The 16,158-nt window shown below is 67.0% G+C and carries 15 protein-coding genes; 10 read left to right on the forward strand and 5 right to left on the reverse strand.

The genetic code is table 11. From position 1 onward, the window contains the following. Positions 1–110: 110 nt before the first annotated feature. Positions 111–854, forward strand: a complete 744-nt coding sequence (locus tag ACYQR9_RS10990) for a 3-deoxy-manno-octulosonate cytidylyltransferase (RefSeq protein WP_461229586.1) — start codon at positions 111–113, stop codon at positions 852–854. A 20-nt stretch (positions 855–874) separates the two neighbouring features. Further along, positions 875–1,777: a prephenate dehydratase gene (locus ACYQR9_RS10995; RefSeq protein ID WP_311275413.1), complete on the forward strand. Its 903-nt coding sequence runs from the start codon at positions 875–877 to the stop codon at positions 1,775–1,777. Positions 1,778–1,792: 15 nt separating this feature from the next. Here the strand turns inward: ACYQR9_RS10995 and ACYQR9_RS11000 are convergent, their stop codons facing one another. After that, positions 1,793–2,518, reverse strand: coding sequence for a fused DSP-PTPase phosphatase/NAD kinase-like protein (locus ACYQR9_RS11000; protein ID WP_461229587.1), 726 nt, complete (start codon positions 2,516–2,518; stop codon positions 1,793–1,795). A 205-nt stretch (positions 2,519–2,723) separates the two neighbouring features. On the opposite strand from ACYQR9_RS11000, the gene ACYQR9_RS11005 reads away from it, so the two are divergent. The 3 genes from ACYQR9_RS11005 (at position 2,724) to ppa (ending at position 4,451) form a co-directional block, all read left to right on the forward strand. Next, positions 2,724–3,230: a GNAT family N-acetyltransferase gene (locus ACYQR9_RS11005; protein ID WP_461229588.1), complete on the forward strand. Its 507-nt coding sequence runs from the start codon at positions 2,724–2,726 to the stop codon at positions 3,228–3,230. 140 nt (positions 3,231–3,370) lie between these two features. Then, a complete protein-coding gene (locus ACYQR9_RS11010) occupies positions 3,371–3,712 on the forward strand; it encodes a hypothetical protein (protein ID WP_056429778.1) in 342 nt (113 codons plus the stop codon). A 202-nt stretch (positions 3,713–3,914) separates the two neighbouring features. Then, positions 3,915–4,451 carry an inorganic diphosphatase gene (gene ppa / locus ACYQR9_RS11015; RefSeq protein WP_018044679.1) on the forward strand — a complete coding sequence of 179 codons (537 nt, stop codon included), beginning with the start codon at positions 3,915–3,917 and terminating at the stop codon, positions 4,449–4,451. Positions 4,452–4,669: 218 nt separating this feature from the next. On the opposite strand, the gene ACYQR9_RS11020 is transcribed toward ppa, so the two are convergent. Further along, a complete protein-coding gene (locus ACYQR9_RS11020) occupies positions 4,670–5,941 on the reverse strand; it encodes an FAD-dependent monooxygenase (RefSeq protein WP_461229779.1) in 1,272 nt (423 codons plus the stop codon). A 283-nt stretch (positions 5,942–6,224) separates the two neighbouring features. Between ACYQR9_RS11020 and tesB the strand changes: the two genes are divergently transcribed. From tesB to ACYQR9_RS11045, 5 genes are all read left to right on the forward strand, one after another. Next, positions 6,225–7,094 (forward strand): acyl-CoA thioesterase II, encoded by an 870-nt coding sequence (gene tesB, locus ACYQR9_RS11025; protein ID WP_461229589.1) that lies wholly within the window; start codon positions 6,225–6,227, stop codon positions 7,092–7,094. A gap of 283 nt (positions 7,095–7,377) precedes the next feature. Further along, a complete protein-coding gene (locus ACYQR9_RS11030; RefSeq protein WP_018044676.1) occupies positions 7,378–7,716 on the forward strand; it encodes a P-II family nitrogen regulator in 339 nt (112 codons plus the stop codon). An 88-nt stretch (positions 7,717–7,804) separates the two neighbouring features. Further along, the gene (locus ACYQR9_RS11035; RefSeq protein WP_420604577.1) at positions 7,805–9,310 is read left to right on the forward strand and encodes an ammonium transporter; all 1,506 of its coding nucleotides are present in this window, start codon (positions 7,805–7,807) and stop codon (positions 9,308–9,310) included. 296 nt (positions 9,311–9,606) lie between these two features. Then, positions 9,607–10,563 (forward strand): TorF family putative porin, encoded by a 957-nt coding sequence (locus ACYQR9_RS11040; RefSeq protein ID WP_244478085.1) that lies wholly within the window; start codon positions 9,607–9,609, stop codon positions 10,561–10,563. A 213-nt stretch (positions 10,564–10,776) separates the two neighbouring features. Next, on the forward strand, positions 10,777–13,536 hold the full coding sequence (locus ACYQR9_RS11045; RefSeq protein ID WP_461229590.1) for a DNA translocase FtsK: 2,760 nt from the start codon (positions 10,777–10,779) through the stop codon (positions 13,534–13,536). 9 nt (positions 13,537–13,545) lie between these two features. On the opposite strand, the gene ACYQR9_RS11050 is transcribed toward ACYQR9_RS11045, so the two are convergent. The 3 genes from ACYQR9_RS11050 to ACYQR9_RS11060 are packed head-to-tail and all read right to left on the reverse strand — an operon-like array spanning position 13,546 to position 16,121. Then, the gene (locus ACYQR9_RS11050) at positions 13,546–13,869 is read right to left on the reverse strand and encodes a YnfA family protein (protein ID WP_207412440.1); all 324 of its coding nucleotides are present in this window, start codon (positions 13,867–13,869) and stop codon (positions 13,546–13,548) included. 49 nt (positions 13,870–13,918) lie between these two features. Then, positions 13,919–15,421, reverse strand: coding sequence for a TIGR01777 family oxidoreductase (locus ACYQR9_RS11055; RefSeq protein ID WP_461229591.1), 1,503 nt, complete (start codon positions 15,419–15,421; stop codon positions 13,919–13,921). Between the two features lie 25 nt (positions 15,422–15,446). Beyond that, positions 15,447–16,121, reverse strand: a complete 675-nt coding sequence (locus ACYQR9_RS11060) for a DUF4166 domain-containing protein (protein ID WP_461229780.1) — start codon at positions 16,119–16,121, stop codon at positions 15,447–15,449. Between the last annotated feature and the right edge of the window lie 37 nt (positions 16,122–16,158).

Here is a 16,158-nt window from a genome sequence, read left to right on the forward strand (position 1 = left end):
GGCCGCGTAGTCGCAGAGGCGAAGCTGTCACCCGTGCGACGCCCCGGCGACGATGACAACCCGCATCGCCCCTGCTAATCCGCCCCCTCGCTGGAGAGATCCGCCGGTCGATGTCAGATCCCCTCGTCCTGATCCCCGCCCGCATGGCGGCCACGCGGCTGCCCAACAAGCCCATGGCCGACATCGCCGGCGAGCCGATGATCGTGCATGTCTGGCGCCGGGCCGTGGAGGCCGGCATCGGCCCCGTGGTGGTGGCGACCGATGCCGTCGAGATCGTCGATGCCATCGAGCGGGTCGGTGGCCTCGCGACCCTCACCCGGGCCGATCATCCCTCCGGATCGGACCGGCTGGCCGAGGCCCTCGAGATCATCGATCCGCAGGGCAACCACGACGTCATCGTCAACGTGCAGGGCGACCTGCCGACGATCGACCCGGCGGCCATCGCGGCCGCGATCCTGCCACTCGCGGATCGGGCTGTGGATATCGCCACCCTCTGCGCCCTCATCACCCGCGACGAGGAGCGGCACGATCCCAACGTGGTGAAACTCGTGGGCCATCACGTGACGCCGAACCGCTTGCGCGCCCTCTATTTCACCAGGGCGCAGGCGCCCTGGGGGGAGGGGCCGCTGTTCCACCATATCGGCCTTTACGCCTATCGCCGCCGTGCGCTCACCCGCTTCATGGCCCTGCCGCCCGGGGAGCTCGAGACCCGCGAGAAGCTGGAACAGCTGCGGGCGCTGGAGGCGGGCATGCGCATCGACGCCACCATCGTCGACGACCTGCCGCTGGGCGTCGACACCCCCGCCGACCTCGAGCGCGCGCGGGCCGTGCTCAATGCCCGGCGCCTCAACTGACGAACCGAGTCATCACCTCAATGTCCCAGACGACCGAGCCCCGCACGTCCGAATCCCGCACGTCCGAATCCCGTAAGACGATCTCCTACCAGGGTGAGCCCGGCGCGAACTCGCACATCATCTGCGCCCAGGCCTATCCGGACTGGACCCCGCTGCCCTGCGCCTCGTTCGAAGAAGCCTTCGCGGCGGTGAATGACGGCCGCGCGGCGCTGGCGATGATCCCGATCGAGAACTCCATCGCCGGCCGTGTCGCCGACATCCACCATCTCATCCCCACATCCGGCCTGCACATCGTGGCCGAGCATTTCCTGCCGATCCATTTCCAGCTGATGGCGCTTCCCGGCACGCCGATCGAGGCGATCAGGACGGTGCACAGCCATGTCCACGCCCTCGGCCAATGCCGCAAGATCATCCGGCGGCTGGGGCTGAAGGCCATCGTGGCCGGCGATACGGCGGGCGCAGCGCGCGAAGTCGCCGAGGCCGGGGATCCCAGTCGCGGCGCGCTGGCGCCGGCCATGGCGGCAGGCGTCTACGGGCTCGATATCCTCGCCCGTGACGTGGAGGACGAGAGCCACAACACCACGCGCTTCGTGGTGTTCTCGCCCGAGGCTGCGGAGGTGCCGGCCAATACCGGACCGACGGTGACGAGCTTCATCTTCCGCGTCCGCAACATTCCGGCGGCGCTCTACAAGGCGCTCGGGGGCTTTGCCACCAACGGCGTCAACATGTCGAAGCTCGAAAGCTACATGGTCGAAGGCCAGTTCTCGGCGACGCAGTTCTATGCGGAGGTCGACGGCCATCCGGAGGATCCGGGTCTCGCCCGCGCGCTGGACGAACTCGCCTATTTCTCGCGCGAATTGCGCATCATCGGCACCTACCCGGCCCATCCGTTCCGCGAGACGACGCGGCTGGCGGCGGAGTAGGCGCGTGAGGCGGACCTATTCGCGCTTGATCACCCGGTCGACCACGAGGTCGGACCAGAAGCCGGGGCGGAAATCGCGCTTCAAGGCCTCGGGGTCGTAGACCGTCTCGACCCAAGTCAGGAAATCCAGACCCTTCGCTTCGCCGTCGCGCAGGTACAAGTCGAAGAAGGCGTCGAGAATCCCGGTCTTGGCGAAGCGGAAATGGCCGTACCGGGCCGAGAGCTGCTGCATCGCCTCCGAAACCGGCACGCCTTCGTGGAGGATCAGGAACAGGGCAGCGCCGAGGCCGGCCCGGTCCGCTCCCGACTTGCAATGCATCACGGCGGGATACTGGACGCCGTCGAAAAACGCCTTCGCGGCGAGGATCGTCTCCTTCGAGGGCGCTTCGCGGGAGCGCAGCACGAATTCCACGAGGTTCAGCCCCTGCTGGGCGCAGGCCTCGCGCTGGAGCGGCCAGGAGCCGTGCTCGCGGCCGCCACGCAGGGAGATCACCGTGCGCACGCCCTGCCGCCGGAACCAGGCGAGCTGGTGGGGTGTGGGCTGGGCCGAGCGCCAGATCTTGCCGCTCCCGATCTTGTGCCGGTTCAGATAGGCGAGACGGAACACGCCGTGGTCGACGAGCAGCATGTTGGCCCAGGCCCGCACGCGTGCGCTCCGACCGGAGATCGGCTGCTCGAAGCGGGCGATCCGCGCCATGCGCCGGGCATAGCGGATCTCGGGCTTGATGAATCTGTTGAACACGGGTGGCTGCTGGAACCGGTCGGGAGGACAGTGCTGCGGCTCTAACAGCCGGTAGAGGATCGGGCAAACGCGTGTCGCGTAAGGGCGCCATCGGGCATCGATATTCCCGGCCACGAGAATTCGGCATCCGGCTTGCCTTCATCATGCCCGTATCGTGGATTTCGATGCGACGTCGTTCCCGTTTCCACCGAGCGTAGGGACAGTCATGAAGACGAGCACCACCAGCATCCGCCGCGCCCGTTCGGGAGACGCCGACCGGCTGAGCGACGTCTTCGACGAAACCTGGCGGGAGGCCTATCGCGGCATCATCCCCGGCATTTCGCTGGAGCGGATGATCTCCCAGCGCTCGTCGCAATGGTGGATCGGCGCGGCCCAGCGCAACCGCCCCCTGGTCGTGGTCGAGATCGGCGACGAGATCGTCGGATACGCCATCTACGGGCAGGCGAGGGGGAGCGCGCTCAAGGCAGCGGGCGAGATCGACGAGCTCTACATCCTGCCGGCCTATCAGGGCCTGGGGCTTGGCCGCCGCCTGTTCCGCGCGATCCGCAACGACCTGATCGACCACGGCCTGACACGGATCGGAGTCTGGACGCTGACGGGCAACGAGCGCGCCTGCGCGTTCTACGCCAGTCTCGGCGGCAAGAGGGTGGCCGAGGCCGTCGACCGCATGGCCGGTGCCGTCCTCGACAAGGCGGCCTACCGCTTCGAATGACATCCGGCCGCCGGGCCGGTCAGACGTCCCCGTCACGGAACCCTGAGCACGGCATGGATCGTTGATCCTGCGCTGAAGCAGGACCGCTCCCACATGTCGTGGGTCGGCCCGGACTTCCCTGCGCCGGAACAAGGACCACAATGACCACCAGTCAGCAGGACGTGTCGCGCCGCGATTGCACGGCGCAGGATTGGGACGACCGCGTCACCCGCCTCACCGAGAAGCTGCCCGACACGCTGCGCAAGGCCATCGAGTGGCTTCGCGAACCCCATCGCCGCTGGATCAGGATCGGCGCGGCGTTGCTGTTCATCCTCGGCGGGATCTTCTCCATCCTGCCCGTGCTCGGGCTTTGGATGCTGCCGGTGGGCCTGGCTCTCCTCAGCCAGGACATCCCGGCACTCAAGGTCCCGCTCGAACGCTCGGCCCGTTGGATCGAGGGCGTCTGGCAGCGCTGGTTCGGCTCGCGCAAGAACAAGCCCTGATCGACGACATCGACGTCGTGCCGATCGACCGGAAGCGGGCTCGATGGGCGCTTCACCGGGCGGGCATCGCTGCACCCTGAGGTAACGATTCGGGGCAAAAGCCCCGCGCAACGGGCGAAGGCCGATTTCTTTTAACCGGGAAGGGATTTAAGAGACGCGTCAAACAGCGCCCCAGGTTGCTGCAGGTTAGAGAGAGGACCCCATGATCATCGATTCCATCTCGATCGGTAAGAATCCGCCGGACGACGTTAACGTCATCATCGAGGTTCCGATCGGCGGTGATCCGATCAAGTACGAGATGGACAAGGAATCCGGTGCTCTGGTGGTCGACCGGTTTCTCTACACCGCGATGCATTACCCGGGGAATTACGGCTTCATCCCGCACACGCTCTCTGGTGACGGTGATCCGTGCGACGTTCTCGTGGCCAATACGCGCGCCATCGCTCCCGGCGCGGTCATCAGCGTTCGGCCGGTGGGCGTCCTCGTGATGGAGGACAATGCCGGCGAGGACGAGAAGATCATCGCCGTGCCGTCCCGCCACCTGACGATGCGCTACGACCGGATCGAGAACTACACCGACCTGCCGGACATCACGATCCAGCAGATCCAGCACTTCTTCGAGCATTACAAGGATCTGGAACCCGGCAAGTGGGTCAAGATCAAGCGCTGGGGCGACAAGGCCGAGGCCCAGCGCCTCATCAACGAGGGTATCGAGCGCGCCAAGGCCGAGAAGGCCTGAGAGCCTTTTTCGATCGGATCTCTCAGCGGCGGCCGATGCCAAAGGCGATCATCCAAGCCGACCACCTCATCCTGAGGCGCCCTTTGCTTCAGCAAAGGGCCTCGAAGGAGCTTCCAGTGATCGCGCGATCCCTGGAGGGCTCCTTCGAAGCCGCTACGCGGCGCCTCAGGATGAGGTAAAGCCGTGGAAAGAGAACCCAAAGAGGCCGCGTAATCGTCTCACAACGCCTCGCCCCGCATCAGCCGGGGCGAGGCAGCCCGCGAGGCCGAGGCCTCGCCGATGAACAGCGACTTCAGGCCGGGGAGCCTGTCGACGAGGCCGAGCCCGAGATCGCGCACGAGGCGAACCGGCAGGACGTCGTTCGAGAACAACCGGTTCAACCCATCCGTGGCCGCCGCCATGGCGAAAGTGTCGAAGCGCCGGCTGCGCTCGTAGCGCTGCAGCACATCCTTCGCCCCCGGATCGAGGCCGAGACGCAGGGCCTCTGTGATCTCTTCCGCAAGGGAGGCGGCATCCGCGAGGCCGAGATTCAATCCCTGCCCGGCGATGGGGTGGATCACGTGGGCCGCGTCGCCGAGCAAGGCGAGTCGCTCGCCCCGGAAGCTCCGTGCCATGCCGAGGGACAGCGGGTGGGCGCTCGGCCCGTCTTCGAGGACGAGACGACCGAGATTGAGCCCGAAGCGCCGTTCGATTTCCGCAAGCGTTTCTTCCCGGCTGCCGCCGATCAGCGCATCCACATCCGAGGTCCGCTCGGTCCAGACGATGGAGGAGCGATGACCCAATGCGCCGCCATCCACCAGCGGCAGGATGGCGAAGGGGCCGCTCGGCAGAAAATGTTCGAAGGCGCGTCCACCATGTGGACGCTCATGCCCGATCGTCGCGACGATGCCCATCTGCGGATAGGAGCGTCCGACCCAACCGATCCCCGCGGCCTCGCGCAATCTCGAACGCGATCCATCCGCGGCCACCAACAGGGAGGCGACGGCCTCGCGCCCGTCGGACAGGGCGACGGCGATGCCGGAACCCCGCGCCTGCGCATGGCGGATGCCGACCGGTTCCAGGACAACGCCGCAGGCTCTCGATGCCGAGAGCAGGGATTCCACCAGGAACTCCGCTTCGACCATGTGCGCGAAGGGCTCGTTGGCCTCCGCTCCGTCATCGGCGCCATGTCCGCCAAAGGTGAGAAAGATGGGCCGGACCGGGTCCGTCAGCCGACTGTCGCTGATCGCCATGTCGAGGATCGGTTCGGCCGCATGGGCGATGTCGTCCCAGACCCCCAGCCTCGTCAGCATGCGCCGCCCGCCGGCCGCCACCGCGAAGGCACGCCCCCGATGGCGTAAAGCCGCACGATCCAGCCCCGGATCGAAGACGGCCACATCCAACGATTCGCCATGGGCCTGGCGCAGAGCCAGCGCCAGGCTGAGGCCGGGAATACCGCCGCCCGCGACGATCACCTTGCGAGGTGCGCGACCGTCCATCGATCCGCCCATGCTCTTCACCTCGTCCCCATTCGCGCCGGCTGCGATCCGACGGGCCTGCACTGGCACCGCGTCTCATCCGAGGCAACGTTTCTTGCCCGAGGCCATTCGCTTTGCCGGAGCCAACGCGCGAAGGCGAGGCTTGGTGCATTGGCGAGGCTCGATACGTGGGCGAGACGTCCGATGCGTGGCTTTCACCCGCGCGCCTTGCATTCCGTGCCCGGTGTGGCGATGCCAATGCCCAATAATACGCGTTGCACGACATTCTCGGTGTCACTGCCCTGCAAAGGCCCGCATGACCGGATCCGTCGACGAACTCCTCGCCTGCCTCGACCTTGAACCGCTCGCTGACGACCTGTTCCGTGGTCAGAGCATCCAGACCGGTTGGTTCCGCGTCTTCGGCGGCCAGGTGCTCGGGCAGGCCCTGGTGGCCGCGTCGCGCACCGTGGAGGCCAGCCGCCCGGCGCATTCCCTCCACGCCTATTTCATCCTCGGCGGCGATCCCGCCGCCCCGATCGATTACGCGGTGGAGCGGATTCGCGACGGGCGCAGCTTCGCCACGCGGCGGGTCGTGGCCCACCAGCATGGCCGTGCGATCTTCACCCTCTCGGCCTCGTTCCACATCGAGGAAGACGGTGCTTTCCATCAGGCCGGCATGCCGGACGTGCCGGCCCCCGAGGCGCTGCTCGACGCCCCCGCTCTCGCAGCGGCGGCGGGGCCGGCGATCCCCGCGACCATGCGGGCCTATCTCGGACGGGCCACCCCGATCGAGTTGAGGCCGGTGGAGGTCGAACGCTATCTGTCGCGCGATCCGCGCGAGCCTCGGTTCCACGTCTGGATGCGGGCGCGAGAGCGGCTACCGGACGAGCCGGCGCTACACAGGGCCGTACTCGCCTATGCTTCCGACCTGATGCTCCTCGATGCCACCCTGATTCCGCACGGCAAGACGGTGTTCGACGCGTCGATCCAATCCGCCAGCCTGGATCACGCGCTCTGGTTTCACCGATCGTTCCGCGCCGATGAATGGCTGCTCTATGTCCATGACAGCCCTTCCGCCTCCGGCGCGCGCGGTTTCGCCAGAGGATCGCTCTTCACTCGACGTGGCGAGCTGGTGGCCTCCGTGGCTCAGGAAGGCCTGATACGCCCGACGGGCGATGGATCCTGAACTCCTGCAACCTTTGCTTTACTGGCTGCCATTCTGCTCACGATATCGTCTGAATGAGTATTCTTTAGGCGATTGACGCAGAAATTTCGCCCGATCACGCGTCAGTGATCGGTCACTTTGTGTGCAGATGGCAAAATTGCGAAAAGTTCCCTTTGGCATAATCCTTGAATGATGGGCGCCGATCGCTTGGCCATTCTGGCTGGTGCGAAAATGCCGGATCGCCGGGCCGCGACGTAGATCGCGCCGGTGACCGGGGGCATCCAGAACAAAGGGGGCGCCGCCCATGAAGATCGTGATGGCTATCATCAAGCCGTTCAAGCTCGAGGAGGTCAGGGATGCGCTGACCGGGATCGGCGTGCACGGCCTCACGGTGACCGAGGTCAAGGGTTACGGCCGCCAGAAGGGCCATACCGAGATTTATCGCGGCGCCGAATACGCGGTGAGCTTCCTGCCGAAGCTGAAGATCGAGGTCGCCGTCGCGTCAGACCTCACCAGCAGCGTCATCGACGCCATCGCCGCCGCCGCCCGCACCGGCCAGATCGGCGACGGTAAGATCTTCGTCGTGCCGCTCGAGAAGGCCGTCCGCATCCGCACGGGCGAGACCGACGTCGACGCGCTCTGATCCAGAGGCCCGGCTGGACGACGCTCCGGCCTGCCTTCCCCTGCTTTCCCCACATCACCATCGCACCGCGACCGGGAGTTCCGTTTCCATGAAACTTCGCAATGCCCTTGCGCTCGGGATGGGAGGCGCCGCGCTGGCCCTCCTGTTCGTCGAGCCATCCCTCGCACAGTCGCCGACGCCAGAAGTCGTCTCGGCCCCGGCTGCCGCCGCACCCGTTCCGAACAAGGGCGACACCGCCTGGGTGATGATCTCGGCGGTCCTGGTGCTGCTGATGACGGTGCCCGGCCTGGCGCTGTTCTACGGCGGCCTCGTGCGCACCAAGAACATGCTCTCGATCCTAACGCAGGTCTTCGCCATCGCGGCGGTCGTCAGCCTTCTGTGGGTCGCCTTCGGCTACAGCATGGCCTTCACCAATGGCGGCGGTCTCAACGACTTCGTCGGCGGCTTCTCCAAGGTCTTCCTGAAGGGGGTCGATCCGTCCACCACCGTGGCGACCTTCTCCAACGGCGTCGTGATCCCCGAATACGTCTACATCTGCTTCCAGATGACGTTCGCGATGATCACGCCCGGCCTCATCGTCGGTGCCTTCGCCGAGCGGATGAAGTTCTCGGCCCTGCTCGTGTTCTCCATCCTGTGGGTCACGCTGATCTACTTCCCGATGGCTCACATGGTCTGGTACTGGGGTGGTCCGGACGTCGTCGGCGATGCGGCCAAGGCTCTTGCTGCCGCGACCGACGACGCCTCGAAGGCGACCGCTCAGGCTGCCCTGGACGCCGTCAACGCCGATGCCGGAATGCTCTTCAAGTGGGGCGCCCTCGACTTCGCCGGCGGCACCGTCGTGCACATCAATGCGGGCATCGCCGGCTTCGTCGGCTGCCTGATGCTCGGCAAGCGTATCGGCTACGGCCGTGATCTGCTCGCCCCGCATTCGCTGACCATGACCACGATCGGCGCTTCGCTGCTCTGGGTCGGCTGGTTCGGCTTCAACGTCGGCTCCAACCTCGAAGCCAACGGTTCGGCCGGTCTGGCTATGATCAACACCTTCGTCGCCACCGCCGCCGCCGCCGTCTCCTGGCTGTTCGTCGAGTGGATGCTGAAGGGCAAGCCCTCGCTCCTGGGCATGCTCTCGGGCGCCATTGCCGGCCTCGTCGCCGTCACGCCCGCTGCCGGCTTCGCCGGCCCGATGGGATCGATCGTCCTCGGCTTCGTCGCCGGCGGCGCCTGCTTCATCATGTGCTCCACCGTCAAGAACGCCCTCGGCTACGACGATTCGCTCGACGTCTTCGGCGTCCACTGCATCGGCGGCATCCTCGGCGCCCTGGCCACCGGTATCCTGGTGAGCCCGGACCTCGGCGGCGTCGGCATCCCCGACTACACCAGCAAGCCCGGCGAACTGGCTGTGGGCGCCTACGACATGGCGGCCCAGCTCCTCGCCCAAGGTAAGGCCGTCGGCTTCACCATCCTGTGGTCCGCCATCGGCTCCGCCATCCTTTACAAGCTCGTCGACCTGACCATCGGTCTGCGCGTGACCCAGGACGAAGAGCGCGAAGGCCTCGACATCGCCGATCACGGCGAGCGCGCCTACAACTACTGATCCTGCTCTAGCGCGATCTCACCGCACCAAGAGGCCCCGGTCGCCATGCGACCGGGGCCTTTTTCATGGCTGTGAAGGCCCGCGAAGAGGCATCGACCGCCCCTCGGCTTACGGGCAGGGCCGGCTCACCCCGCCGGACTGGGGCGAGAATGTGATGCAAATGCAACATCCCGATGGCAAGTCCCACCAGAAGCCGTATTTGCCTATTTGCTGGGCAATTGCATCAAAGTTAGTTTTGCGAAGATCGGCGGGATTGGGCAACTTGGCTCTCACAGAATAACTGGGGCTGAACTCTAATGACACTGAAGCTGACTTCACTGGGGACTGCCGCTTCCCTCGCCGCGTTCCTGAGCGTTGGCAGCGTCAACGCCGCCGACCTTGCCGCTCCGAAGGTCATGCCGGTCGAGGCGAAGGTCGCCGACCCGCTGATCGGCTTCTCGTTCGGCTCGCGCTACCAGACGGACTACAACTTCCGCGGTGTGTCGCAGTCGAACCGCCAGGGCAGCTACCAGTCCTTCTTCGAGGCCCAGTATTTCGGCGGCTTCGCCTATACCGGCCTCGCCACCTACCAGACCCGCCTGCCCACGCAGCCGGACATGGAGTTCGATCTCGCCGCCGGTATCCGTCCGACCTTCGACAAGTTCACCCTCGATCTCGGCGTGCTCTACTACTTCTACCCGAACGAGAAGCGCCTGCTCGGCCCCGGCGGCGCGTTCCTGACCACCGCCAACACCGACTTCATGGAATATGCCGCCAAGGGCACCTGGGCAGCGTCGGATGCGCTGACCCTCGGCCTCAACGTGTTCTTCTCGCCGAACTTCCTCGGCCAGCACGCCAACGGCACCTACACCTCGGGTACCGCCGCCTACACTCTGCCGGCGAACTGGTTCTCGTTCCTTCCCGAGGCCTATTCGGGCGGCTTCTCGCTCTCGTCCGAGCTCGGCTACTACTTCCTGACCGCTGCCAAGACCTCGGCCACCGGCCAGACCGCGTTCAACCTGCCGAGCTATCTCTACGGCAACGTCGGCCTGTCCTATACCTACAAGAACATCGTCCTCGACGTTCGCTACCACAACACCAACCTGAGCAAGACCGACTGCTTCAACTTCACCGGCGACTACCGCGGCTTCAACAACGGCGGAACCTCCAAGTGGTGTGGCGATGCCGTCATCGGCTCGATCACCTTCCAGACGTCGACTGCAGCTCCTGGCATCTATGCCGAGCCGGGCGGCCTCCTGAACCTCTTCCGCTAAGCCCCAAGCTCAGCGACGGACAAAGAAGGCCCCGGAGCGATCCGGGGCCTTTCTTCGTTGGCGGCGCGGATGAATTCCGGCAAGGCGCGTCGTGACAGCGCATGAAAGCACGGACATCTGTACGCAACGCGCTAACGATCTCTAAGCCTTAAACAGCCGTTAACTCGGTCGCCATAGCGTTACCGGATCGTTTCTCCCTGCGTCTGGTCCCGTATGCGCTCGCTCCGCCGTTCCGCATCGCCTTACGACACCTTCGTCGACAGCTTTCGGCCATTTTTGGCCAAGCGCATGACGGAGATGGGCGGTCTCATCCTCTTTGCCGGCGCGACCGCGCTCACGGTCGCTCTGGCGACCTGGTCCATCGACGATCCGAGCATCAACCACGCCACCGATCATGCTGCGCACAACGTGCTCGGCACCGGCGGTGCGGTGGTGTCGGACCTCGCGATGCAGCTCCTCGGTCTGGGCTCTCTCGCTTTCGCCCTGCCGCCCGCCTTCTGGGGCGTGCAGCTCATGCGATCGCGCGAATTGCCCCGGGGCGGGCTGCGGATCACCCTCTGGATCATCGGATTCTTTGCCGCGAGCGCGGTGGCGAGCGCTCTGCCGCCCACCGCCCGCTGGCCTCTTCCCACCGGTCTCGGCGGAGTGGCGGGCGATGCCCTGATCCATACCGCGCGACTCATCGTCGGCGCCATCGCGTCGCCGGCGGCTGCCCTCGTGGGCTTCGCCTTCGCGGCGGTGGCGATCCTCTGCCTCACGGGTGCCTGCCGCGCCGGAGCGGAGCCGGAGGAGGAGCCCTACGATCAGCCCCTTCCATCCGCGTCCAACCAGCGTCCGCCATCCTCCGCGCGGCATGACGGCCGCTATGAGGAGGACGAGCCGAGCCTCGGCATCGTCTCCCTCGGCACCCTGGCGCATCTCCTCATGGGCGGCCGGACCGCCCTCGCCAGGCGCATCGCCGAATGGCGTGCCGAAAGGGCGGCGGCGGCCACGGACCTCGCCTATGCGGGCGCCTCGCCGGCTCTGGCCGCGCGCCGCGCGTTCTCGGATGGAGACGACGCGCCCTGGTCAACCCATGCGCCGCAGGAGACGGGAAACCCGGCCAGAAGCGGTGCCGGTCAGGCAACGCCGCGGCAGGGTGGGGCGGACGCCTCGGCTCGCCGTGAGCCGGTCTTCGAGCCGCAGCCCATGTCCGAGCCTCGCCCGGTGACACGCCGGCCCCTTCCGGAGCCGATCCTGCACGACGACGAGCCGGATGATGGCGGCGAGGAGTACTATGCGAACGAGGAACCGGCCGCGTCTGTGCCGGCCCCGCGCTCCCGCGTTGCCCCAGTGGCACCGTCTCCCGCTCCGGCGCCGATCCGGCGCGCGCCCGTCTCCCAAAACTATGGTGCGGAGAGCTACGCTCATCCGGCTCTCGAATTGCTCGCCGAAGCGCCGAGCCTGTCCCTCGCCAGCCAGGTCTCGACCGAGGCCCTGGAGCAGAATGCCACCATGCTCGAAGCAACGCTCAGCGATTTCGGCGTGCGCGGCGACATCCTCGCCGTCCGCCCCGGCCCGGTGGTCACGCTCTACGAACTGGAGCCGGCCCCCGGCACCAAGTCGAGCCGTGTGATCTCGCTCTCGGACGACATCGCCCGCTCCATGTCGGCGGTCTCGGCTCGCGTCGCGGTCGTTCCCGGCCGCAACGCCATCGGCATCGAATTGCCCAATGCCAGGCGCGAGACCGTGTATCTGCGCGAGCTTCTCGCCTCGGCGGATTTCGTCGAGACGAAGCAGAGCCTCGCTTTGTGCCTCGGCAAGAATATCGGCGGTGAGCCGATCATCGCCGATCTCGCCAAGATGCCCCACCTGCTGGTGGCCGGCACCACCGGTTCGGGTAAGTCGGTGGCCATCAACACGATGATCCTGTCGCTCCTCTACAGGATGAAGCCGGAAGAGTGCCGCCTGATCATGGTCGACCCCAAGATGCTGGAACTGTCCGTCTATGACGGCATCCCGCACCTGCTCTCCCCCGTCGTCACCGACCCGAAGAAGGCGGTCATCGCCCTCAAATGGGCCGTGCGCGAGATGGAAGAGCGCTACAAGAAGATGTCGAAGGTCGGTGTGCGCAACATCGACGGGTTCAACGCGCGCCTCGCCGAGGCCCGTGGGCGTGGCGAGGTCCTGACCCGTACGGTCCAGACCGGGTTCGATCGCGAGACGGGCGAGGCGGTCTACGAGACCGAGGAGATGGACCTCAATCCGCTTCCCTACATCGTCATCGTGGTCGACGAGATGGCCGACCTGATGATGGTGGCGGGCAAGGACATCGAAGGCGCGATCCAGCGTCTGGCGCAGATGGCGCGTGCCGCCGGCATCCACCTCATCATGGCGACGCAACGCCCCTCGGTGGACGTCATCACCGGCACGATCAAGGCGAACTTCCCGACCCGGATCTCCTTCCAGGTCACCTCGAAGATCGACAGCCGCACGATCCTCGGCGAGATGGGCGCCGAGCAGCTGCTGGGCCAGGGCGACATGCTGTTCATGGCCGGTGGTGGCCGCACCACCCGTGTCCACGGCCCGTTCTGCTCGGATTCGGAAGTCGAGAGCGTGGTCGCCCACCTCAAGCGCCAGGGCCGGCCGTCCTATCTCGAAGCCGTCACTGCGGACGATGGCGAGGACGACGACAAGGGCTCGAAGGGCGGCGGAAAATCGGCCAAGGGCTCGATCGACGAGATCGAGGTCGATGGCGCGGTCTTCGACCAGGGCAGCTTCGGCGAGAGCGGCGGCGACCTCTACGCCCAGGCCGTGCAGGTGGTGATGCGCGATAAGAAGGCCTCCACCAGCTACATCCAGCGCCGCCTGCAGATCGGCTACAACCGCGCCGCCTCGCTCATGGAGCGTATGGAGGTGGAGGGAATCGTCGGTTCGGCCAACCACGCGGGCAAACGCGAGATCCTGGTGGAGCCCGATCCGCACGAGATGTGATGCGCGCCGTCAGGCGCGCGGCGCGAACAGGATGATCCCGGTGCCGACGAGGCAGATCGCGGCACCGGTCATATCCCACCGGTCCGGCCTCTGGCTCTCGGCGAGCCACAGCCACAGGATGGAGGCGGCGATGTAGACGCCGCCATAGGCGGCATAGGCCCGGCCCGCCGCGTCGCTCTCCACCCTGGTGAGCAGCACGGCGAAGAGGACGAGGGACGCCACGCCCGGCAGGGCCCACCAGGCCGACCGGCCGAGTCGCAGCCAGGCCCAGAAGGCGAAGCACCCGGCGATCTCGGCCAAAGCGGCGCCGGTATAGACGAGGGCGGTGATCAGGGGTTCGCTCCATCACGAAGGGGGGCCGCGCGCCGCGTTCCCATGCCGGTCATTCTCTCAGCGGGATGACGGCCCGCGAGGGCTGGGCCTCCGCCTTCCGCCCGACATTCCGGCCCAGAATGGATCCAAGTGCCGAATCCAGCCGGGCATGCCGGAAGGCGAACCCGCTGGCGAGCGCTTTTTCGGGCAGCACCCTCTGCCCGCCCAGGAGCATCTCCTCGGCGAAGTCGCCGCCCAGCCAGCGCAGGAGCCGCGCCGGAAGCGGGAAGATTGCCGGGCGGTGGAGCTGCCGCGCCAGGGATGCGGCGAAATCGGCATTGCGGACCGGCTCCGGCGCGGTGGCGTTCACCGGTCCCGCCAAGGTCGGCGTCGCGATGGCGTGGCAGATCAGGCGGACGAGGTCGTCGCGGGAAATCCACGACATCCATTGCCGCCCGGAGCCGATCCGTCCCCCGAGGCCGAACTCGAACGGCATGAGAAGCCGCGCGAGGAGGCCGCCCTCGATTCCGAGCACCAGCCCGGTGCGCAGGAGGACGACCCGTGGGCCGAGGGCCGCGATTGCCATCGCCTCCCGCTCCCAGGCCGCGCACACCCTTTGGGTGAAGGCTGGAGCCGCCGGGCTCGATTCGGTGAGGCTGTCATCGCCGCGCAGGCCGTACCATCCGACGGCCGAGCCGCTGACGACGACGGAAGGTGCCCTGTCGAGGCGGGCCACCAGTTTGGCGAGCCTCCGAGTTATCCTCAGGCGCGACGCGAGGATCGCGCGGCGCTTGGCGGGCGTCCACAGCCCGTCGGCGATCGGTTCGCCCGCGAGATTCACGATGGCATCGAGCCGCGCGCCGTCCGGCAATTGGTCGAGGGAGGTGACGATCCGCAACGGCGCGGGCAGTGCCGCGGCTTTCGCCCCGTCACGGGTCAGGACCGTCACCTCGTGGCCGGCCGCCACGAGGCTCGCCACGAGGCGTTGGCCGACGAAGCCGGTGGCGCCTGTCACCAGGATTGTCCGCGCCGGAGCGAGCATGTCCGCGAGCCCGGGCGGCGCGGGCAGGCCCAGGCGCTCGGACCGCCCGGCGGCGAACCAGTCGCGCAGGCCGAAGATCGCGACGGAGAGCGAGGCGGCGAGGGCGAGGGCGCTCCAGGCTCCGTGGCTCACCCAGGCGATGCCCGTGGCCTCCCTGGCCCAGCCGAGCAGCACCGGCAGAATGAGGACGAGGATCGCACCGTAATTCAGCGCCAGGAGGGTGTGGTTCACCCGTTCGGTGGCCGGCAGGCGCCGACTCAGATCCTCCTCGACGAAGTCCATCAGCGTGATGACGACCTCGACGATGAGCACGCCCATGATGGCCCAGGCGAGCAGTCCCTTGGGTTCGGCGAAACCGAGGGTGAGGAAGAGCAGGGCATAGAGCCAGTTGCGCACGGCATGGAGACGCAACTCGCCGCGCTGGGACGGGCGCCAGGCCAGGCGCTCGGTCAGTTCGTGGTGGTAGAGGGTGTCGAAGGCCCCCATGGCGATCTGCACGGCGATCAGCGACCACAGCAAGGTCGAGGTCATGATGTCGGGTCTCCCCCGTGATGGATCAGGCGTCGACGACGTCGCGGAACTCCGCCTCCTGGCGGATCAGCGTGCCGAACCAGGGATGACGAACGGTGAGGATGAAGGCGAAGCCGTTCGCGCCGGTCTCGCCGTGGGTGACCGTGAGGGTGCCCGGCGTCAGGAAACCGGGAAGCGGCAGACGCCATCCGCCCAGCCGGAGGAAGTAGCGGCGGCTCGAAAAGACCAGCCTGCCTTCGACGACGGAGACATCGAGGCTCATGCCGAGACCGCCGCCCACATGCTCTTCGAGGCCGGTGGGCCCGGCGAAGCGCTTGGCCGAATTGATGGTCTGGGGAAATCCGTCCGGCCGCGCGTAGAGCCGCGTCCAGACCTGCCCGCCGCCCGACCGGTCCTCCGTCACGGAGACGACGCTGGCGAGGCCCTTGGCCCGTGAGGTGGGGAGTGGGCCGCCGATGAGGCGGGCAGCTTGTGCCAGGACCCAGCCGAGGCGGCTCATCCGCGTCTCGACCACGGTGCCAACATAGACGGCGCTGGTGCCGGGGCGGAGACGCTTGGTGAAGCGCCGGCGGATCGCGGGCGACAGAGTGGTCCAGTCCTCGTCCGCGATCAGGCTGCGAAAGCGCAGGTCGTGGAGGTCGGCCTCGTGCGCACGGGCCATCACCGGACTATCGCCGAGGGGAGGCGCCGTCCGGCCCATGGAAGGCCCTCTCATTGCCGTCAGGGTCATGATCGCG

The organism is Methylobacterium sp. CM6241 (assembly GCF_054817845.1).